Origin of the sequence: Paraburkholderia steynii, assembly GCF_900100565.1 — a bacterium.
Taxonomy (GTDB): domain Bacteria; phylum Pseudomonadota; class Gammaproteobacteria; order Burkholderiales; family Burkholderiaceae; genus Paraburkholderia; species Paraburkholderia terrae.
Map to the genome: position 1 here is coordinate 149,443 of NZ_FNDI01000014.1, position 20,752 is coordinate 170,194.

A 20,752-nucleotide genomic window follows, 5' to 3' on the forward strand; every position below is an offset into this window, starting at 1 on the left:
CATGAAAACCTCTGTCCGAACGATCTTCAACGAAGGCGACGGCCACGCCGTGCTGATGTTGCATGGTCTGTCCAGCTCGCCGCTGGAATTGCGCTACCTCGCGCGCTTTCTGAACGACGAAGGCTTCACGACCTGCGTGCCCGTGCTGAACGGCTATACGGCGGGTTCGAAAGAGCAGGCGATGGAGCACTGGCTCGACGCGGCGACACGCGAATACGATGCGCTTGCCGCGCGCTACGAGCGCGTGTCGATCTGCGGGCTTTCGATCGGCGCGGCGCTCTCGCTCTCGCTCGTGCATCGTCGCCCGCAGGCACAGGCCGTCGCGCTGCTGTCGCTTACGCTCGCGTACGACGGCTGGGCGATCCCGTGGTATCGCTTCTTGCTGAACTGGGCGTACTACTCGCCGTTGCGTTCGCGCTATCGCTATCGCGAATCGGCGCCATACGGGCTGCGCAACGACGCGCTGCGGGCCAAGATCGCGCGCGCGATGGAACGCGACGACTTCAGCGAAGTCGGACCATCGACAATCTCGCTGCCCGCGTTGCACGAAGCCAGCCGACTCGCGGCGAGCGTGCGCTCGCAAGTGCGCGCGATCCGCAACGACTGCCTGATCATCCACGCCATCGACGATGAAACATCGAGTCCGCGCAATCCGCGCTTCGTGGCTTCGTCGATTGGATCGACGTTCTTGCGCACCATCTGGCTCGACGATTCGTATCACATGATTACATCCGACAACGAGCGCGAGATCGTCGCGCGGGAGACCGCGCTGTTCCTGCGCGAAAGCGAAATCACGAGCCGTACGGGCGATGCGGGCGGAAAGCCCGTGGTGTCGAAGGCGCTTGCCCGCCGGTTGCGGCAACTTGCGGCGATGGGTAAAGGTCGCGCGTGATGACGAAGTCGAGTTGCTTCAACGCGGTGCGACGCGCCGCTACGTTGGCGGCGGCAATGACGCTGACGTTCCACACAGCGGGAGCATGGGCCGACGACGCGCCGCCTCCGTCCTCTTCGTCGAATTCGTCAACTTCGCAGCAAAGCGACGCGACAGCAAAGCCCGCCAGCAAATGGAAGATCGGCATCGGGCCGGGTGTCGTCATCACGCCGCTGTATCCCGGCTCGCGTGAACTGCGTGTGTTTCCCTATCCCGCGCTCGACATCTCTTACGACGATCGCGTGTTTTCGCAAGGTCCCGACGTGCTGGGCCTGAACGTGTTGCGCAGCGAGGACTATCACGTCGGTGCAGCGCTGAGCTTCGATTTCCAGTCGCGCCAAGAAAAGGACGATCCGCATCTGCACGGGCTGGGTAACGTCGACGGCGGTCCGAAACTCAAGCTCTTCGCCGACTACACCGTGTGGATGTTCACCGGGTCCGTAGCGTTGTATCAGGACATCGCCGGACATGGTCAGGGCAAGACTGTTGTCACCGACCTTTATGCTTCGCTGCCTGTTGGAGGCTGGTTGTTTTCGATGGGTCCCGGCTTTACCTGGGCGGATGCCGAGTACACGCGAACGTTCTTTGGCGTGTCGAACCAGCAGAGCGCAGCGTCGGGATTGCCTGCGTACAACACGGGTGCAGGCATTCGTGACGTGCATCTGAACGGTTACGTCAGCTACGACATTTCGAAGCACTGGGCCGCCTCAGTCGCGGTGACGCTTGGCCGTTTGCAGCACTACGCCGCCGCGAGTCCGATCACCGAGCGTCGAAGCGAACTCAATACGCTTGCATCGGTGAATTACCGGTTTTGATTTCAGGCAAGATCCAGCCTGAACAGCAGCGAATCCCGATCCGGGTAAGCGTACGTGACGGGCAACTCATCAGCCGCGATCTGCTGAAACCCCTGACGTCGATAAAACGCATGTGAGCGCGTCGAAACGGAAGGGGTATCGAGCAGAATCGTTTCGATGCCTTTGAGCCTTGCATGCGCCAACAACGTTTCGTAAAGGCGCGACGCGCATCCCATCCCCGCGCCTCTCCACGCTGCCGCTACAAAGAACTTCTTCAGCACCGCAACCGTTGCCGTCTCGATCTGCAGAGCGATCGTGCCAACCACGTGTCCTTGCGGGTCGAGTGCAATCCAGAAGCCGCCGCCATTCGCGATGAAGTATCGATTGATATCGAGAAGCTCGGGCTGATCGTCGATCGATATACCGACCTTGCTCTCGTCATTCTGGATATGCAGGATCAAGCCGACTACCTCGTCGGTGAACGAATCCTGAAACATGGCGATGCGAGGCGGTGTGGTCGCGGCGTGCATGGAAAAGTGCTCTCGGGCAATGTGCGAGGCACTACCTTATGCGTCGCGCAGGATGCGATCTAGAACGTTCTTGCGCTGTTTCGCCGCGCGACGGCGCCAGGCGTCACGCCGAATACGGACTTGAAGTGGCGTCCGAGGTGGCTTTGATCCGCGAAGCCGGTTGCGGCAGCTGCGGCGGAAGGCGTCACGCCATCCAGCAACAAGTGCTTTGCCGTCTTCAGACGCAGCACGAGCTGGTAACGATGCGGACTCAGTCCAAACGCAGCAGTAAAGCGACGGCACAACTCGGATGCCGATAGCGACGCCTCGCGCGCCAGTTCGTCGAGCGACACGTTACGGCTGGAAAACGCCTGCAAATAGGCCCGCGCGTCGCGCAGGCGCTTGTCGGCGACTATCGAAGAAGACTGTGCGGACGCATCGCGATCGTTCATCGAGCCGAGCACGGCCTCACACAACAGCGCCCATTCATCGGGCCATGTCGATGACATGTGCAAGCTTTGCATCGACAGCGCAGCGAACTGCACGAACGGCGCCATCGCGCGGCGCATCTTCACAGGCTGCGAAAACGCGTGCGGCGAAACACCGTGAATCTCGCACTGCAATTGCCATTCGGCGTCGGGCACATAGAGCATTACGTACTCGCATCCGTGATCGCCGATGGACATTCCCGCATGCGCGACGTGCGGTGGGATCGCGTACACCTCGCCGGCATTGACGATCGACGGTTGCCGCGAGTTGGTCATCGAGTCCTTTGCGCCGCGGAGCACCGCGCCGATCGCCCACGTGTCGTGCGCATGCGTAGCAAACCGATGGTGCTCGAAGCGGGCATGAAGCACCTCGATACCCGCGCCGTCGACATAGCCATACTGCGTATGCTCTCTCGTTGCGGGCTGCGCGTTGTGTGCGGGATGGGGCATCGTGCGTTTCATGAATCAGCCGGGCAGCGCACGCTACGCATGCCAGAGCGAAGCTTTCGCCCGGAGCGTTTCGATTGCGAGGTCGAGAAAGGCGCGCACTTTCTGGTTCGCATGCTTGCCTTCACGATGGACGACATGAACGGGCAATGTAGCCAGTTCGTATTCGGCCAGCACGGCGCGCAACGTACCGTCTGCCAGTTCCTGCGCGATCTGATACGACAACAGACGCACGATGCCTAGCCCCGCCAAGGCTGCCGAGATCGCGGAATCATTGGTGGTGGTCACGAGACGCGGCTGGATGGGCACCGTCAGCGGCTTGTCGTCCACGCGGAAGCGCCATTCGGGCGCGGACGTGAGGCCTGTCGCCTGGATGGTCACATGAGACGTGAGATCGTCGGGATACTGCGGCACGCCGTGCGCGTCCAGATAAGCGGGCGAAGCGCACAGCACGCGGCGCACCTTGCCGACCGCGATCGCCTGCAACGATGAACTCGGCAACTCGCCGATGCGGATCGCGACATCCGCCCCTTCGTCGACGAGATTCACGATTCGGTCCAGAAACCAGCAATTCAGATTGACGGCCGGATAGCGCGTCAGATAGTCGTGAGCGATGGGCGTCACATACATCTTTCCGAACAGGACAGGTGCCGTCACGGTCAACTGGCCGCGCGGCGTGGTGTTCGCACCGGCAGCGGACAGCTCGGCCACCTCGACTTCCGCGAGGATGCGGCGACAATCCTCGAAGAACGTGGCGCCTGCATCCGTCATTCGCACGACGCGCGTCGTGCGGGTCAACAGCCGCACGCCGAGGTGTTCTTCGAGCTCGTTCATCACCCGGCTGATGACCGATGGCGACACGTTGAGCTTGCGCGCCGCGGACGCGAAGCCCTCCGTCTCGACCACGGTCACGAAGGTGTTCATTGCCTGGAGCCTGTCCATGTCTGAGGAGATGAACGGGAAGGGGATAGAGGACGCCTGCCGGGCGTCGACAGGCAAGCGAGCGTCAAGCATAACAGCGTTTCACAGCCCTCCGCGCGCGGCCTGCCTCACAGATCGAGCAGCAGACGGTCGCCGCCGCCCGTTTCCGCGTTGGCCGGCACGGCGCAACAGATCAACGCTTCGTTGTCCGGCACCGTGAACTCGGGCGTGATCGTGTAGGCGACCGCGCCCTCCACGATGCGTGTGCGGCACGTGCCGCAACTGCCGCCGCGGCAACCGAATTCAGGATTCAGGCCGCGTGCTTCCGCAAGCTCGAGCAACGTACCGCTGTCCGGATTCCAGCGCGCTTCTTTGCCCGACTTGACGAACGCGATGGGAACCGGTTGCTCCGCTGCGACGCGAGCGGGACCTGTGACGGCTGCAGCATCTTTCCTGCGTTGCAGCCCGGACGGCCCGAATGCCTCGGCATGAATGCGGTTGTCGGCGACGTTGAGATTGCGCAAGCCATCGTACATGGACTGCATGAACGCCGACGGTCCGCAAAGATAGAAGTCGTAGTCGTTGAAGGGCAGCGTGTCGCACAGCAGCGCGACATCGATCCTGCCTTCCACGTCGAAGTCCTTGCCTTCGCGCGCACCGTCGGTGTGACTCAATGCGCGCACCACGTTCACCGCGCCTTTCGCGGATGCCGCGAGACGTTCGATCTCGCGGCTGAACGCGCGCTCTTTCAGCGATCGCGCCGAATGGAAGAACCATGTCGGGCGTACGCGCCGCGTGCGCAGCCCTTCGTAGACGACATGCCTGAGCATCGCGAGCATCGGCGTGATGCCGACGCCGGCGGCGAGCAGCACGGCGGGACGGCGCTCGGCGGCATCGATCGTGAACTGGCCGGCGGGCGCACGCGCTTCGATGATGCTGCCGATATGCAGCGTATCGTGCAGATGCGACGACACGAGTCCATCGCGCTTCACGCTGATCCGATAGAGGCCATCGGCGGGTGCCGTCGACAGCGTATAGGTGCGGATCACAGGCTTGTCGTGACCGGGCGGCATGACGCGGATGGGCAGATGCTGACCCGCGATATGTGGAATGAGCCCCGCACCGTCCACAGGTTCGAGGTGAAACGAACGGATCACCGAGCTTTCATCGACGACATTCGTCACCTTGAACGGCCGCCATGCATTCGCCAGTTCGGCGGCCTTCAGGCGGCTTGTCACTTCGTCCCAGCTGCCTGTCATCAGCGAGTTCGGCGACCAGCCATTGGCCTGAAACTTCCACCGCAGCGGCAGCGCGCCCTTGCGATAGACGATGCGTCGCGGCGTGAAATGCCACAGCCGCTCCGCGCCCTGAAACGCGGCGATTTCCGGCGAGTCGAGATCGACGGTCGCATCGCCCGTCAGTTGCAGGACGTCGCCCGTTTCGAAGTCGGCGAAGATCAGACCCGCGCGCGGGTTGATAAGGAAGTTGCCGAGCGTCGCGAAGAAGAGGTTGCCCGCGAAATCGGGAATGGTCAGGCGGCCGTCGTCGCCGATACGCACGAAGCCCGCCTTGCCGCCGCGATGCGACACGTCGACCTGGCGTTGCTCGCCTTCGCCCACATAGGACGCGACAAACAGCGTGTCCGCGGCTTCGATCATCGCGCGGGCCTGACCCGTCAGGCCGTCGAACTCCGTGGGCGCGATATCGGAGAACATACCGGGATCGCGGATGAATTCGAAATCGCGCGCCTGGATATATTGCGGGCAATTGCCGAAGCTCTGTATGACCTCGACGTCGAACCCTTGTGACGTCGCGCCACGCAGCAGACCATTCATGCGATTGCGGCGGCGCGTGTGCAACTCGATCCCGAGCAGGCCGATCGCCGCACCGTCATGAAATCCCGCAGACGCAGGGTCTTGCGGATCGGCGGCAACGTGCATGTGCAGAATCTTCTCGGTCGGCGACTGCATGAAGCCCGGTTGACCGGCCACGAGTGTCGCCCATACGTCGCCGTCGTCGGCCACTGCACCGGCCACGATGAACGGCAATTGTCTGTAGAAAGTGCGGTGCTGATCGGGCAGGTAGTCGCGGATCACCCGGCGGCCGAGTTCCTGCATCTTCGGCGCCACGCCGACTTTCTCTTGCAGCGCCACTTCGCCTGCATGCCAGGGCGACCCTTTATCCGTCGATACCGTGCTCATGATTTGCCTCCGGGCGTAAAGCCGGGAAAGCCACGCGTTGGGCTTCCCGCTCACTGACGCGCTCAGCTGTTGGCGGTGAGGCCGACAGGCGTTTTCTGAAACTCGACGAAGCCAGGCAGCGCCTCGATGCGGCGCAACCACGCGTTGACGTTCGGGTAGAACGACAGGTCGACGTTGCCTTCCGGCGCACGCGCGATGTAGCTGTACAGCGCGACATCGGCAACGGTCGGATGCGGTTGCGCGATGAACTCATGCCCGGCCAGTTCTTCGTCGATCAGCTTGAGGATGCGATGCGCGCGGGCAATCAGCTCTTCGGCGTTGTATTTTGCGCCGAACACGGTGATGAGTCGCGCGGCAGCCGGGCCGAACGCGATCTCACCAGCGGCCACGGACAGCCAGCGCTGCACGGCGGCTTCCAGCGCGGGCGTTTGCGGCAGCCAGTCGGTCTTGCCGAACTTGCGGGCGATGTACACCAGAATCGCGTTGGAGTCGGCGATCGTGGTGTCGCCGTCGACGAGAACCGGGACCTGGCCGAAGCGGTTCAGCTTCAGGAAGTCGGCGGATTTGTGCTCGGCGGCGGCGAGATCGACCTGAATCGATTGATGCTCGATGCCGAGCAGCGACAGGAACAGGCGGGCGCGGTGCGAGTGGCCGGACAGCGGGTGGTAGTAGAGCTTCATGGCGGTTTCCTTTGGTCAGAGGTGACTGGGACATCCCGATCACTTGATGCAAAGTCTAGGGATGCTGCCTTTGCAGCAGAATCCCTCGCCAGGTCAATTGATACTTCTCGAAACGAGAACGGTGGTTGTGCGCCCGAGAATAATGGCGTTCGGCGGTTCAGCCCGCGCGTTTGTCCCGTTGCACCTTGCCGAAGTGAAGCGAAAGAAAAATGCCGATCGCGAGCGCGCCCAGCAGCATGGCCGAGGCATCCGGAACGAGGCGAGCCGCGTCCCAGTGATGCGAGGTGATCACCAGCGCCAGCGCGAGATTCACGAATCCCCACAGGATATTCACCAGAGGCGACGAGTCGCCGACGCCGTGCGGTTTGGCAAAAGGCGTGGGAAACGGATGCCCTTGCAGACCGGAAGACAGATGCGGGACGCTATTGCACAGAAGTGCTCCGGCGAAAAAGAGCCAGACATGCTGCATGGTTTTACCTCTTGCGTGGGGAGTGAAAAGGCGTCGCTTTACGAACGCCCGGGTTCATCGGTTTTCGAATGCACGCGTTTCGCAATGAAGCGCGCTGCGGCCGGTCCGATCACGAGCACGGCGACGAAGCGGGCCATCTGCATCGCCATGACGAAGCGCACGTCGACGTTGCTCGATGCCGCGATGATCGCCACTGAATCCGCGCCGCCGGGACTCGTCGCCAGATACGCGGTCAGCGGATCGACACCCGCCGTCACGACGAGCGCGCCGCCGATGCCCGCGCAAATCGCGATCAACGCGACCGAGCACGCGATCAGGCGCGGCAACGCCTTCATCGCGTGCGCGAGCAGCGGCCGGGTGAATCTCAGGCCGATGCGCCAGCCTACGAATGCGTAGGCGACGGCGAGCAGTCACCGCGGCAGTTCGATCGTGAGCCAGCCGTGATGCGCGAACAATACGCCCGCAACGATCGTAACGAGCATGGGCCCAAGCGGAATGCGCAAGCGCTGCCCAACGAGCGACCCGGCTAGCGCGAGCGCAAGCGTCTGGACGAGTGGCAATGCCGCAATGGGCGCGAACCACTCGACGACGTGCGCCACGTGGGGTCCGCTTGCTCCGAAGATCCGGGCGAGAACGGACGCGACGGCGGCCACGATCAACACCCTGAGGTACTGCATGACAGCGACCAGCTGCGCATCCGCGCCGAACGATTCCGCCATCAAGGTCATCACCGTGGCCGCGCCTGGACTGACGCCCCACAACGCGGTCGTGCCTGGCAACACGTCCATGCGGACCAGCAGCCAGCCGAGCAGCGCGCTCGCCGCAATGACGGAGAACACGCCAGCGGCGAACAGTGGCCAATGAACGGCGAGTTCCATGGATGCCGACGACGGCAGCATTTTCGCGATCATGCAGCCGATCAGTCCCTGGACGGGCACGAACGCGCGCCGCGAAAGCGGCAGCCTTGCACCGCCGCCGGCCACCACGATCCCCGCGAGCAACGGACCGATCAACATGGCGGCTGGGATATCGAGCCAATAGAGCACGGCGCCGAACGCAAGCGACAGGCCGATGAGCGCCGCCCACTGCAAGACCGGCGGCGAGCGATCGATCCACACGAAAGGCTTGCGGAGCATTTTCTGGAACATGAAGAAAGAGCAATGCGACCTGTGATGTTTAAATGCGAGGGTATCCTCTCAAAACATACTAGAGGGCACCCTCGCATAAGTCAATTGATAACACATTGCAGCGAAATTACAGGAACCAGACGCACGGCAAGCGGAGTGCGATAATATGCGAGGAATACCTATCAAATCATCGCATATCGTCGAATCGTAATGACTATGAGCACATCATCGACCGACCCGGCGCGCGCCACCGAACCCAAACGCGAACGAGGGCGTCTGCGCGTCGCCGCGATCATGACCGCGGGCGTCGAAGTATTTACGGAGAAGGGCTACGATGCCGCGACGATGACCGAGATCGCGGCGCGTTCGGGAACGGCGATCGGCTCGCTGTATCGCTTCTTTCCGACCAAGGAGGCGCTTGCCGATGCACTGCTGCTGCAATACGCGCAGCAGGTGAAGAACGGGCTAACGGAACTGAAACAACAGGTGCCCGGCATGACGCTGGAGCGTGTGGCCGACGCATTCGTCGACATGATGCTTTTACTACGGTCGCAGCGCAGTTTCGCGATCGCGTTGATGGATGCGCGCGGCGGAAGCGCGGACGAACGCAAGCGTTTTCGCAAGGTGATGCGCGGCGGTGTGGCGGATATCCTGTGTGAAGCGATCCCCGCGTTGCCCGCCGCGAAGGCGAAGGTGATGTCGGTGGTGCTGATCCATATGCTGAAGGCCGTAGTCGGCATTGCTGACGAGGAATCTTCAGTGAGAGCCGCGCTGCTCGCCGAAATGCGTCAACTCGTGCGCATGTATCTCGTCTCGGCGGCGCCGCAAAGCGGCGAATAAATTCGGGTCGCTTTGCCGCCAGCTATTGCATGCCTCACGCACCAAGCTTGAAGAACCCAACCGTCGCATTCAGATCCTTGCCTTGCGTGCTGAGCGATTCGGACGTGGCGGCAATCTCCTCCACTAGCGCTGCGTTCTGCTGCGTCGACTGATCCATCAGCGACACGGCCTGATTCACTTCGCCAATCGCGCGGCTTTGCTCGCGTGCGGAATCCGCGATTTCGCTGGTAATGGTGGCGAGGTTGGAAACGGCATCCGTCAGTTCGGCGATTGTCTTGCCCGCGAGATTGACCTGTTCGGCACCCGCCTCGACATTGCCGACGGACGCCTCCAACAGTCCCTTGATCTCTTTTGCCGCGCTGGTCGAACGCTGAGCCAGGTTGCGCACTTCGGCGGCGACGACGGCAAACCCACGGCCACTCTCGCCCGCGCGCGCCGATTCGACAGCGGCATTCAACGCCAGGATGTTGGTCTGGAATGCGATGCCCTCGATCATCCCGACAATCCCGACGATGCGCCCCGATTGTTCGACGGCCGCGTTCATCGTCTTCGCCGCGCCCGCAACGGCCTCGTTGCCGCGCCGCGCCACATCCACGGCGCCCGCAGCGACTGCGTTGGCCGTCGTCGCCTGATCGGCCGTGCCGCGCACCGTGCCAGCCAGTTCTTCCATGCTGGCCGCCGTTTGCTGGATCGACGCGGCCTGTTGTTCGGTTCTCGACGACAGATCGAGATTGCCCGCCGACACCTCACCGGCAGCGAGTTCGAGGTGGCGGCTGTTCGTCCTCACCTTCAGCAGCACACCATGCAGCTTTTCGACGAATGCGTTGAACTGCTTCGCGAGATGGCCGACTTCGTCGTTGCTGAGCTGCGGAAGACGCCGCGTCATGTCGCCGTCGCCGGATGCGATTTCGTGCATCGAGTTGGCAAGATTGCGAATGGGATCAGTTATCCGGCGACCCAATGCAATCATGATGAGCACGGCAACCACGAGCACCAGCAGCCCCATCCCGATCAGCGTCCACGTGAGCCGGTTGGCGGCCGCCATCATTTCCGATTCGGGCACGAGCGCGTAGTACTTCCAGCCGTTCTTCGGCGACGTATAGATGAACGACTGATACTCGACGCCGTCCATCTGGATGCGAACGAGCCCGTCGCTGCCATTGGACAGTTGTTCGTATCCGCCGCCGAGACCCTTGAGTTCCTTGAACTCGTGTTTCTTCTCACGCGGATCGATCAGAATTTTTCCGCTGCTGTCCGTGACGAGCAGATAGCCGGTCTTGCCGAACTGGATGCCGCTGGTGAGTCGCGCGAAGTCGTCGAGCGAGATGTCGCCTTCGAGCACGCCGAGAATCTCGTCCTTGCTGTCCTTCACGACGCGCGCGAACGGAATGATCGCGCCGCCGGAACCGGCCGCGCTCAGATAAGGCGCGGGCCGCACGACACGATCGGGCGCCGTCATCGCCAGTTGATACCACGGCCTGACGCGCGGATCGTAGTGCTCGCCGTTCAGGCTTTCGATCGGCCACTGCACGTAGCCGCCCCAATGCGTGCCGATGTCGAGATAGCGCATGTTCGGATGCGTATCGCCGAACTGCTTGAGCAACGCGAAGATCGACTTCTCGACTTCGCCGTTCTTGTCCGGCGTCATCTGGCCGCCTTGGTTCAGATAATCGGTGATGCTCTGGTCGGCGGCTTTCAGTTGCGCCGTTTGCGTCAGATATGTGAGGTTCTGTTCGACCTCCTTGAAGCTCACATCGAGCGATTCGTCGGCCTGGACGATTCTGGCGTGACTGGACTGCTCGAACTCGTCGACAGCCTGATGACGCACGTTCAACGCGCCGACCGTCGTGAGAAGTAGAACCGTGACTGCGAGCGCGGCGCCCGATGCCGCGCTGAATTTGAATGCGATCGAATCCGTAAGCTTCAAAATGACCTCTGCCCAATGACGAACTACCATCCGATATCGACTTGCGGTGCGCGAAAGACGAAGCAATGCGCATCGTTGATTACGTTGGTTGTCGGCCGATATCGGGGCGGCTTGAGCGGATATGACGCTGGATTCGATTTATTTTTTCAGTGCCTTTTTTGTGCCCTTTTCCATGTCGCATCGCGTGGGAATCGTGTCGCGATTTCGATGACGGAGAAGCGGCAAACGGTTTAAAAGTGCGGCGCTTACACGGCCGCGCTCGTCTCTTGCAGGAAAGGCGTGATATTGCGCATCGCGCGCGCAACGTATTCATCCTTTTCGCCGACAGGCGCAACGTAATGCATGGCGCTCGCAGCTGCATCGACGCCTTCGAGTCGCGCGATGACCCACGCAGCCAGATACTGGGAAGCAAGACATCCGCCCGCAGTCGCGACGTTGCCTCGCGCGACAAAGGGCTGATTGAGCACGTCCACGCCTGCCTCCTCGACCCACGGCTTTGTCGTCAGGTCCGTGCAGGCGGGAACGCCGTTGAGCAGCCCGAGCTTCGCCAGCACGAGTGTGCCGGAGCACTGCGCGCCGAGCAGTTGCCGTGACAGATCGAATTGCATCTGCGCCATCAACGTCTGGTCTGCAACGACGTCTCGCGTCATCACGCCACTGCCGACAATCACTGCATCCGCAGCATTTGCTTCGTGCAGCGCGATCTGCCCTTCGATCACCACGCCGTTCATCGACTTCACGCGTGCATGCGGCGTTGCAAGCGACACGCGCCAGTCCGGCTTCTTGATCCGGTTGAGAATGCCGAGCGCAATCAGCGAATCGAGTTCGTTGAAGCCTTCGAAAGTGAGAATCGCGATGTGCATGATGTCCGCTCGCCAATGAATGTGGTGAAGAGATGCTATGCGCAGATACCATTACAATCAAATAATTGTCATGGATACATCTGCAGATGGCTCAGGCCCGGTACAAGGAACTTGTCGATACGCTCGCCGCGGATATCCGCTCGGGACGCCTGCGCGCCGGCACGCGCCTGCCGACGCATCGGCAGCTCGCGTCCGCGCACGGGCTCGCGCTTGTCACGGCGACGCGGGTCTACGCCGAACTCGCGGCGATGGGTCTCGTCAGCGGAGAGACGGGACGCGGCACGTTCGTGCGGGAAATTTCGCTGCCGCCGAGGCAAGGCATCGATCAGTTCGCGCTCGCGGCGGGCATGGTCGACCTCAACTTCAACTATCCGGCGCTGCCCGGCCAGGCCGATCTGTTGCGCGGCGCGTTGCGCCAGCTTGCTGCGTCCGGCGATCTGGAAAGCCTGCTGCGCTATCAGCCGCATGGCGGACGCCAGCACGAACGTGCGGCAGTGGCGCGTCATCTCGCGAGCCGGGGGCTGAAGGTCGGTTGGGAACAGGTGTCGCTGGTGAATGGCGCGCAAGCAGGGCTGGCGTCCACGGTGATGGCGCTGCTAGGCCCCGGCGACGTGGTCGCCGTGGACGCGTTGACGTATCCGGGTTTCAAGGTGCTGGCCGAGGCCTGCCGCCTCGAGCTGGCGCCGATCGCGGCGGATGGGCAGGGGTTCGATCTCGACGCGCTCGAAAGTCTGTGCAAGAGGCGGCGCGTGCGGGCCGTGTACGTCATGCCGACGCTGCACAATCCGCTCGGCTGGGTGACGGGCGCGCAGTGGCGCAAACAACTGGTCGCGATTGCGCGCCGGCACGGGCTATTGATTATCGAAGACGCCGCCTACGCGTTCCTCGCCGACAAGGCGCCCGCGCCGCTCGCGGCGCTCGCGCCGGAAACAACCGTATATGTGTCAGGTTTTTCGAAGAGCGTCGCCACCGGCTTGCGTGTGGGGTATGTCGTGGCGTCGGCTGAATCGATGAAAGCGATCGAGCAGGTGATCCGGGCGACGACCTGGAACACACCCGGCGTGATGACGTCGATCGCGTGCGCGTGGCTCGACGATGGCACCGTCAAGCGACTGGAAGCGGAGAAACGCCGCGACGCGAAGATCCGGCAAGCCATGGCCGCCGAGATTCTCGCGGGCCTGAATTGCGTTCGTCACCCGTCGTCGTATTTCGTCTGGTTGCCGTTGTCGGAAGATGTGCGCGCCGATCAGGTTGCGGCGGCGCTGATGCGCGAGCGTATTTCGGTGTCGACGGCGGAACCCTACGCGACTTCGCACCATGTGCCGCATGCCGTCCGCCTCGCGTTGGGTTCCGTCGAACTCGATGTGCTGCGCGAATCGCTGGAAACGGTCAGGCGCGTGATAAGCGGCTACGCTTACTGAAATAGCCTCGGTTATGATGGAAATCCAACTTTCATCCAATGTCCGCGGAAGAAAACATGCTCGATCCCATCAACAGTTTGCTCGCGCTGTGCGGCGTGTTGCTGCTGAGCGTTGCCAGCCCGGGGCCTAACTTCGTGATCGTCACATCGACGGCGGTTGTGTCGCGACGCGCGGGCGTATCGACTGGACTTGGGCTGGCGGCTGCGTCAGGCACATGGGCGTTGATAGCGATTGCGGGCCTGAGTCTGATCGTCACGCACGTCGCCTGGATCGAGACGGCGTTGCGGATTGCGGGCGCGTCCTATCTGATCTGGCTCGGCGCGAAGATGATCGTGACTGCGCGCCAACCTTTGTCCGCGCCGGCACGGACGGCAGGGTCTGGTTGGGCCGCCGCGAAACGCGGCTATCTCGTGAGCATGACGAATCCCAAATCGGTCGCGTTCTACGGAAGCATATTTGCCGTGATGGTGCCCGCGCATGCCGGACTATCGTTCGATATCGCTGTCGTGGCGCTGTCGATCGGCATATCGTGCGCGTGGTACTGCGCGATGGCGCTGCTGGCCTCTCACCCCGCCATTCGCAGCGTCATGGTTCGGCGCAAAGCCGTGATCGATACGACGGCGGGCGTGCTGTTGATTGGCCTCGGTGGAAGGATGCTCGCGGGGCGCTGACGCTACGCACGTTCGCGCACCAGCGCCAGACGCTTCTTCTCAGCGTGAGCGCGTTTGGCGCCGCGAATCAGGCTCATCGCTTCCGCACGCGTCGCCACGCACGGACCCGAGCCAAGCAGCGGCTTGCATGAAGTCTCGCGCAGCGCGAGCACCGACGCGATGCCGATGATCGATGCGCCCATCAGGTAGTACGCGGGCATCATCGCGTCACCGGTTCTGTCTACCAGCCATGCAGCAACCAGCGGCGTCGTACCGCCGAACAGCGATACCGACACGTTGAAACCGATCGCCAGCGCGCCGTAACGGATCTTCGTCGGGAAGAGGGCGGGCAGCGACGACGGCATCACGCCCGTGAACGTCGACAGTAGCGCGCCGAGAATCAGCAGGCCGCTGAACACGGGCAGGACAGTGCCCATGCGGATCAGCAGCAGCGCCGGAATCGACAGCACGAACAGACCCACGCAACCGAACAGCATGACGGGCTTGCGGCCGATCTTGTCCGACAGGTGGCCCGCGTAGAGCGTCATCGGCATCATCAGCACCATCACGAGCAGCACGAGGAACAGACCGTGCGATTCGTTGAAGTGCAGCGTGGCCGACAGGTAGCTCGGCAGATACGAGAGCGCCATGTAGTCGGTCACGTTGAAGATCAGCACGAGGCCAACGCACAGCAGCAAGGGCTTCCATTGCTGCGCGAGCAGTTCCACGAAGCTCTGCTGCGGACGCGACTTCTCATCCGCTTCACGCGCTTCCGCTTCCTTCTTGAACGCAGGCGTCTCTTCGAGCTTCATCCGGATATACAGACCCACAAGACCCAGCGGACCCGCGATGAAGAACGGCACACGCCAGCCCCACGACAGCAGCGCTTCCTGCGAGAGCGTCGCCGTCAGCACGGCAACCGTACCCGCGCCGAGGATATAGCCGACCAGCGTGCCGAATTCGAGGAAGCTGCCCGCGAAGCCACGACGGCGATCCGTCGCAAACTCGGCGATGAAAGTGGCCGCGCCACCATACTCGCCGCCCGTCGAAAAGCCCTGCACGAGACGTGCGACGAGCAGCAGCGCGGGCGCAAGAATGCCGATCGAACCATAGCTCGGGATCAGGCCGATCGCGAAGGTGCCGACGGCCATCATGATCATCGTCATCGCGAGCACGCGCTGACGGCCTATGCGGTCGCCGAGCGGCCCGAACACCATGCCGCCGATTGGCCGCACGAGGAACGCGGCGGCGAACGTGCCGAAGGTCGCGATCAACTGCGCGGACGGACTGCTCGACGGGAAGAACACTTTGCCGAGCGTGACAGCGATATAGCTGTACACGCCGAAATCGAACCATTCCATTGCGTTACCGAGCGCCATGGCGCCGACGGCACGTTTGAGCAGGCTGTGGTCGACGATCGTGATGTCGTCAAGCGTGAGCGATGGGCTCGAAGAATCGCGGCTTGCGACGCGCGCTTGAGATTGACTCAATTGACACACTCCATGAATTGCATGGCGAACCCGTCGGATGCAGCAGGCATTCGATCGAACATGAAGCCGATCGCGAAATGGGGCGCCAGTGGGCTGTGGAATGCCTTCGCGTCGAACACGCCAGGCAAAATCATCAAGTACAGTGTGCTGATATGCCCACGACCGGGCCGTCGCTCATGCGTCCGGAAACCGGCGGAAAACGACAGGAGGTGGGATTTGAATGATGGAGCGGGGTTATCGCAGAGCGCGAATATAAGGCTTGCGACAATTGATGACGCACAAGAAATAGCGAAGATTCACGTCGCGACCTGGCGGGACGCATACAAGGAATTGTTGCCAATCGAATACCTTGCGAATCTCGACGAAAACGCACGAGCGGAAAAATGGCGCAAGGCGTTGTTTGCGGGAGCGCCGTGTGTGCTGGTTGCTGTGATGAACGGGATGGTAGCGGCTTGGGTTGCGTTCGGTCCCTCGCGTGACGAAGACCTTGACTCGCGCTGCGCGGAGATCGAGGCGATTTACGTCGCATCGGATTTCTGGAGTCGCGGCATCGGCACTGCGTTGATTCATGCGGCTTGCGAGAGGCTTCATGCAAAAGGCTACTGTACTGTCGCGCTGTGGGTGTTGAAAGACAACGCAGCAGCGTGTTCCTTCTACAGCCGGCGAGGATTCGAACCCGACGGCTCTGCCAAAGTGGTCGAGATTGGAGGAGCGCTATTAACGGAAGTGCGCGTCACACGCGAAATTGCGACCTGACGGGAATCAATGCCGGACTTCGGCGGCCGCCATTCTTAAAGTACGAATCGCGGCGCGCCGAAGGCCCGTGCATCAACGGAAATTCGTCCGCACGAGATCCACGATTTCGTCGCCACGGCCATTCAGAATGGCGCGCATCATGTACAGACTAAAACCCTTGGCCTGTTCAAGCTCGATCTTCGGCGGCATCGCGAGTTCCTGTTTCGCCGTCACGACATCGACGACGGCCGGACCATCATGCGCGAAGGCTTCCTTCAACGCCCCGGCAACGTGTTCCGAATCTTCGACGCGAATGCTAAAGATGCCCGCGCCTTTTGCAATCGCTGCGAAATCGGTCTTGCTCAGATCGACGTTCGCGTCGAGATAGCCACTCGCTTTCAGCTCCATCGAAACAAAACCCAGCACGCTGTTGTTGAACACCACGACCTTGATAGGCAGCCCCAGCTGACGCGCGGTCAGCAGATCGCCGAGCAGCATCGACAGGCCGCCGTCACCGGAAAGCGACACGACCTGGCGGCCCGGATGCGCGCCCTGCGCGCCGAGTGCCTGCGGCATCGCATTGGCCATCGATCCATGATTGAACGACCCGTGCAACTGACGCTTGCCGTTCATCGTCAGATAACGCGCCGACCACACGGTCGGCGTGCCGACGTCGGCGGTGAAGATGGCATCCTCGCTGGCGATCTCGTCGATCATGCGCGTGAGGTACTGCGGATGCACCGGCTTGCCTGCGGGCGAAGGCGTCGCGAGTTCATCAAGGCTTTGACGCGCGGCGGCGTAATGCTTGCGCGCCGTGTCGATGAAGCTGCGGTCCTGCTTGCGCTGAAGCCTGGGCAGCGTCGCGGAGATCGTCTCCTTGATCGTGCCTACGAGACCCAACGTCAGCGGCGCGCGATGGCCGAGTTGCGAACCCTTCCAGTCGATCTGAACGATCTTCGCGTGCGACGGGTAGAACGGGCGATACGGAAAATCGCAGCCGAGCAGCAGTAGCGTGTCGCACGACATCATCGCGTGATAGCCCGAGCTGAAGCCGATCAGCCCTGTCATGCCGACGTCGAAAGGATTGTCGTATTCGACGAACTGCTTGCCCCGCAACGCATGCACGACAGGCGCGCCAAGCGTATCGGCAAGCGCCACGACTTCGTCGTGCGCGCCCTGCGTGCCGCTGCCGCACATGATCGTGACGGCATCCGACCCATTCAGCAGCGTCGCAAGACGCTCCAGATCGGCCTCGGCAGGCACGATGCGCGGCGGCGCGCTTTCTGTCCATGTCGGCGCTTCATCGGGGCCGTCGCCCAATGCGACGTCGCCAGGCAACACGATCACGGCGACGCCGCGTTCCTCGATGGCCGTTCGCATCGCGCGCGCGAGGACGCGCGGAAACTGCCTGGCGGACGACACGAGCTCCACGTAATGGCTGCATTCCTTGAACAATTCTTGGGGATGCGTTTCCTGAAAGTAGCCGAGGCCGATCTCCGTCGACGGAATATGCGCGGCGATCGCAAGCACGGGCTGGTGATTGCGATGACAGTCGAACAGACCATTGATCAGATGCAGGTTGCCCGGACCGCAACTGCCCGCGCACACGGCGAGCTGGCCGGTGGATGCGGCATCGGCGCCCGCCGCGAACGCTGCGGACTCTTCGTGGCGCGTATGCATCCAGCGGATGCCGCCGACCTTGTCGAGCGCGTAGGCAAGGCCGTTCAGGCTGTCGCCCGTCACGCCCCAGATGCGTTCGACGCCCGCAGCCGCGAGCGTTTGAGCCAGGTAAGCTGCAATGGTGTTTGCTGACATGTAAATCTCCGTTGACCAGTCATGGCGAATGTTGCGGTTACTGCGGAGCCCATGAAAGCTGGGCGCCGCAGTAGCTACGCAACGTACTGGTACGACGGATGCCGCGTTTCGTAAAACGCACGCGCCGTTCAAAATGGCACGTACAGGTTCAGCGCGGGTCAGCGGCCCTGAGTTTCCAGAACCGCCTTGAGGCGCGTCAGGCCCGCCAGGTACAGACTCCAATAACGGGCGGTGAGCGACTCGGCCTCGTTTGGGTCGTTTGGCTCGAAGCGGCTCGCCCATGTCACCGTGGTGTGATGCGCGTCGCGATACTGCCCGACCACTTTGGCGATTTCCTCCGTGCTCAGCGCGCGCGGGGCCGATGCCTGCACGAAGCCCGGCACGTTGCTTCCCTCGGCGCCGACAAGGATTCGTCATTGATATGCTATGCATAACGAACTGGTCGCAATCGCGTCCTTTTGCATCGTCGGCAACAACCCTTCCGACCTGCTAGACTGAAAGTTCCCCTGCAAGCTATGGAGGGAGACATGACGACCCTTTACGTCGTGAAGACTGGTGAGAAGTTCCTCTGCACCGCAGAGGACGGCGATATCGGCATGGCGCCGGAGATTAAGGAAGCCACGTCCTTTCTCTCGTATGAGGAAGCGAACAAAGTTGCGAACGAGCACGCCGACCCCGGATACGAAATCGTGGCCATCAACCGTACGAGACACTGATGAGGAGTGCGCTACCAGGCGCTCAGTGAAGGAGGGCTAGCAATTCAGGAGGCGTCGTGCGATATGGCGCTACGGCCGGCTGCGTCCCAAACCATCTGAGAATGGGCGGCACTGTGCATCGCGATTCGCACGACGCCGTCGATGTGCATATTGAAGGTTCGCATACGACGCCTTTTGCAGGCGGGAAGCATGGCAGCTTTGCACGCGCCACGGGGCTCCGTTCGGATCCAGCCCCGGTAGAGGCGGGCTGGAGACCGCCTATTCCGGTCGCTCCAGGAGGAGCGCCGCAGCACTGCGCTCATCAGCCGTCTTCAAGAGATCAAGCAGTTGCTCACAGTCGCTCGGAAACAGGCAGGCAAGCGCGAATTCGCTAATCGCTACGTGCTGACCTCGCGGCAGAAAATCCAGAATACCTGGGAATTTCTCGCAAATAATAAATCCAAGGCAGGACAACGCGGACAACACGACGGCAGAAAATACCACCTTCTCGATAACTCGAAAATTCAATTCCATGACCGCACCCCCTCGTATCGGTTGCGTCAAACCCGCGAAGACACGTTTGGTCGGTCTTTCCTATATCGGCATCATGAAATGGGGTCCCAGATTTTTCCCGATCTGCCACGCCGTATGTCCGGCGGTATGGATGGGGCATTTAATCCACGTAACAATCGTGCTGAGAACAGCCGATAACATTACAACATACTTTCAATCAATCCTTGGGCGCAAATGGTGTGCTCGCAGGGAGCCGGAAAAGTTCGCTGGGAAGGCAGTCGACGGCAAACGGGCAAGTGCGGTCGTTCGTCCCCGCTATTGAAAGGGCATTCGGACGGCGGCTGGATAATCAACGAAGTCCCCAAATCCTGCGATTGATAAGGATACCAATGGTTTATTGGCGACACTCCTGCCATCTTCGTCAAGTTGACAACGCGGTCGAACAAACCTCTGCACCAACGTTGCGTAGCGAGGCGCGATGCGGTTTTATGGCATCATCGTGCGCACCTTCACACCACCGCAGGAGCGTACGTCATGGCGACTTATATTGTCTTCACGAAGGAGAGCACGCAGGATCAGGGTGAGCTCGACATCTATCAAAGCAAGGTGGGCGAGACCTTCAAAGGTCATCCTGTCAAGATTCTCGCTGCCTACGGACCTCAACAGGTTCTTGAGGGCGAAGCGCCTGAGGGCGTCGTGATCGTGGAGTTTCCGTCGACTGCGGCCGCGCGTGCGTGGTACGACAGCCCGGCGTATCAGGAAGTCGCACAGCATCGGTTCAAGGGGGCACGCTATCGGGCCGTTCTTGTCGAAGGCGTGTAACGAAAGGCGGTGACGCTCGGACGCGTGGAGCTGAGCGAGCCGCGACAGATTGATGAACATCGGCTTTCGAGCGGACAACGGTCGCGGCGTTTCAGTGCGGGTCGTGCCGCCGTTGGCCGGGTTCTGCCACAGAGACAAGATTCCTTCAGATGCCTCGCACAGGCAACGGGCGATGTGACGGCGGCGCGTATCGTGCCGATTTCAGTCCTCTTTACGGTTTGAGTTTTTGATTCAGACACGCTCGTCGCGGCTTCCAACCCATTCCCGATAAATGAAGTAGTGGCGGTGATTCCAGGCATCCGCAACAAAGTAGTCGCGGGTAACGACGCGGTCATGCTGCCAGTCACATTCGATCCGTGTACCCAGTGACACAAACGGCGTGCCTTTTGTGGGGGATGCTGGCCGAGTCCGCTG

At 61.7% G+C, this 20,752-nt stretch carries 20 protein-coding genes and 1 pseudogene; 8 read left to right on the forward strand and 13 right to left on the reverse strand.

Annotated features, from left to right (window positions below; translation table 11 throughout):
- Position 1: 1 nt before the first annotated feature.
- Together BLT65_RS24590 and BLT65_RS24595 are read left to right on the forward strand one after the other, a co-directional pair.
- On the forward strand, positions 2–892 hold the full coding sequence (locus BLT65_RS24590; RefSeq protein WP_042305652.1) for an alpha/beta hydrolase: 891 nt from the start codon (positions 2–4) through the stop codon (positions 890–892).
- Entirely contained in the window at positions 892–1,746 is an 855-nt protein-coding gene (locus BLT65_RS24595; protein ID WP_091782032.1) for a MipA/OmpV family protein, read from the forward strand. Before BLT65_RS24590 ends, BLT65_RS24595 begins: the two co-directional genes overlap by 1 nt.
- A gap of 2 nt (positions 1,747–1,748) precedes the next feature.
- On the opposite strand, the gene BLT65_RS24600 is transcribed toward BLT65_RS24595, so the two are convergent.
- The 7 genes and pseudogenes from BLT65_RS24600 to BLT65_RS24630 all read right to left on the reverse strand — a co-directional run bounded on the left by BLT65_RS24600 (position 1,749) and on the right by BLT65_RS24630 (position 8,588).
- Positions 1,749–2,222 (reverse strand): GNAT family N-acetyltransferase, encoded by a 474-nt coding sequence (locus BLT65_RS24600; RefSeq protein WP_244186584.1) that lies wholly within the window; start codon positions 2,220–2,222, stop codon positions 1,749–1,751.
- Positions 2,223–2,314: 92 nt separating this feature from the next.
- Positions 2,315–3,172 (reverse strand): helix-turn-helix domain-containing protein, encoded by an 858-nt coding sequence (locus tag BLT65_RS24605; protein WP_091782038.1) that lies wholly within the window; start codon positions 3,170–3,172, stop codon positions 2,315–2,317.
- A gap of 33 nt (positions 3,173–3,205) precedes the next feature.
- Positions 3,206–4,111 carry a LysR family transcriptional regulator gene (locus tag BLT65_RS24610; protein ID WP_091782041.1) on the reverse strand — a complete coding sequence of 302 codons (906 nt, stop codon included), beginning with the start codon at positions 4,109–4,111 and terminating at the stop codon, positions 3,206–3,208.
- Between the two features lie 107 nt (positions 4,112–4,218).
- Positions 4,219–6,291: a 2Fe-2S iron-sulfur cluster-binding protein gene (locus tag BLT65_RS24615; protein WP_091782044.1), complete on the reverse strand. Its 2,073-nt coding sequence runs from the start codon at positions 6,289–6,291 to the stop codon at positions 4,219–4,221.
- 62 nt (positions 6,292–6,353) lie between these two features.
- Entirely contained in the window at positions 6,354–6,971 is a 618-nt protein-coding gene (locus BLT65_RS24620; protein ID WP_091782047.1) for a glutathione S-transferase family protein, read from the reverse strand.
- 157 nt (positions 6,972–7,128) lie between these two features.
- Positions 7,129–7,440, reverse strand: coding sequence for a hypothetical protein (locus BLT65_RS24625; RefSeq protein WP_091782050.1), 312 nt, complete (start codon positions 7,438–7,440; stop codon positions 7,129–7,131).
- A 38-nt stretch (positions 7,441–7,478) separates the two neighbouring features.
- Positions 7,479–8,588 (reverse strand): annotated as a pseudogene (locus BLT65_RS24630) (AbrB family transcriptional regulator).
- 195 nt (positions 8,589–8,783) lie between these two features.
- Here BLT65_RS24630 and BLT65_RS24635 point away from each other — a divergent pair.
- Positions 8,784–9,407 (forward strand): TetR/AcrR family transcriptional regulator, encoded by a 624-nt coding sequence (locus BLT65_RS24635; protein WP_244186585.1) that lies wholly within the window; start codon positions 8,784–8,786, stop codon positions 9,405–9,407.
- A gap of 34 nt (positions 9,408–9,441) precedes the next feature.
- Here BLT65_RS24635 and BLT65_RS24640 read toward each other — a convergent pair whose 3' ends face one another.
- Positions 9,442–11,334, reverse strand: a complete 1,893-nt coding sequence (locus BLT65_RS24640) for a methyl-accepting chemotaxis protein (RefSeq protein WP_091782269.1) — start codon at positions 11,332–11,334, stop codon at positions 9,442–9,444.
- 245 nt (positions 11,335–11,579) lie between these two features.
- Entirely contained in the window at positions 11,580–12,197 is a 618-nt protein-coding gene (locus BLT65_RS24645; RefSeq protein ID WP_091782056.1) for a DJ-1/PfpI family protein, read from the reverse strand.
- Between the two features lie 86 nt (positions 12,198–12,283).
- Here BLT65_RS24645 and BLT65_RS24650 point away from each other — a divergent pair, with 86 nt between their 5' ends.
- Positions 12,284–13,618, forward strand: a complete 1,335-nt coding sequence (locus tag BLT65_RS24650) for an aminotransferase-like domain-containing protein (RefSeq protein WP_091782059.1) — start codon at positions 12,284–12,286, stop codon at positions 13,616–13,618.
- Positions 13,619–13,674: 56 nt separating this feature from the next.
- Entirely contained in the window at positions 13,675–14,289 is a 615-nt protein-coding gene (locus BLT65_RS24655; RefSeq protein WP_091782272.1) for a LysE family translocator, read from the forward strand.
- Between the two features lie 2 nt (positions 14,290–14,291).
- Here the strand turns inward: BLT65_RS24655 and proP are convergent, their stop codons facing one another.
- Positions 14,292–15,758, reverse strand: coding sequence for a glycine betaine/L-proline transporter ProP (proP, locus tag BLT65_RS24660; RefSeq protein ID WP_091782062.1), 1,467 nt, complete (start codon positions 15,756–15,758; stop codon positions 14,292–14,294).
- 60 nt (positions 15,759–15,818) lie between these two features.
- Here proP and BLT65_RS24665 point away from each other — a divergent pair, with 60 nt between their 5' ends.
- Positions 15,819–16,514, forward strand: coding sequence for a GNAT family N-acetyltransferase (locus BLT65_RS24665; RefSeq protein WP_244186586.1), 696 nt, complete (start codon positions 15,819–15,821; stop codon positions 16,512–16,514).
- A 72-nt stretch (positions 16,515–16,586) separates the two neighbouring features.
- Here the strand turns inward: BLT65_RS24665 and poxB are convergent, their stop codons facing one another.
- Together poxB and BLT65_RS24675 are read right to left on the reverse strand one after the other, a co-directional pair.
- Complete coding sequence (gene poxB / locus BLT65_RS24670; protein ID WP_091782069.1) at positions 16,587–18,308, reverse strand: ubiquinone-dependent pyruvate dehydrogenase; 1,722 nt, start codon at positions 18,306–18,308, stop codon at positions 16,587–16,589.
- Positions 18,309–18,466: 158 nt separating this feature from the next.
- Positions 18,467–18,691, reverse strand: a complete 225-nt coding sequence (locus BLT65_RS24675) for an SRPBCC family protein (RefSeq protein ID WP_244186587.1) — start codon at positions 18,689–18,691, stop codon at positions 18,467–18,469.
- A gap of 144 nt (positions 18,692–18,835) precedes the next feature.
- Here BLT65_RS24675 and BLT65_RS24680 point away from each other — a divergent pair, with 144 nt between their 5' ends.
- A complete protein-coding gene (locus BLT65_RS24680; RefSeq protein WP_042305723.1) occupies positions 18,836–19,024 on the forward strand; it encodes a hypothetical protein in 189 nt (62 codons plus the stop codon).
- A 258-nt stretch (positions 19,025–19,282) separates the two neighbouring features.
- On the opposite strand, the gene BLT65_RS24685 is transcribed toward BLT65_RS24680, so the two are convergent.
- Positions 19,283–19,537, reverse strand: a complete 255-nt coding sequence (locus tag BLT65_RS24685) for a hypothetical protein (RefSeq protein ID WP_091782072.1) — start codon at positions 19,535–19,537, stop codon at positions 19,283–19,285.
- Between the two features lie 513 nt (positions 19,538–20,050).
- Here BLT65_RS24685 and BLT65_RS24690 point away from each other — a divergent pair.
- Positions 20,051–20,338, forward strand: coding sequence for a DUF1330 domain-containing protein (locus tag BLT65_RS24690; protein ID WP_042305636.1), 288 nt, complete (start codon positions 20,051–20,053; stop codon positions 20,336–20,338).
- Positions 20,339–20,752: the final 414 nt, after the last annotated feature.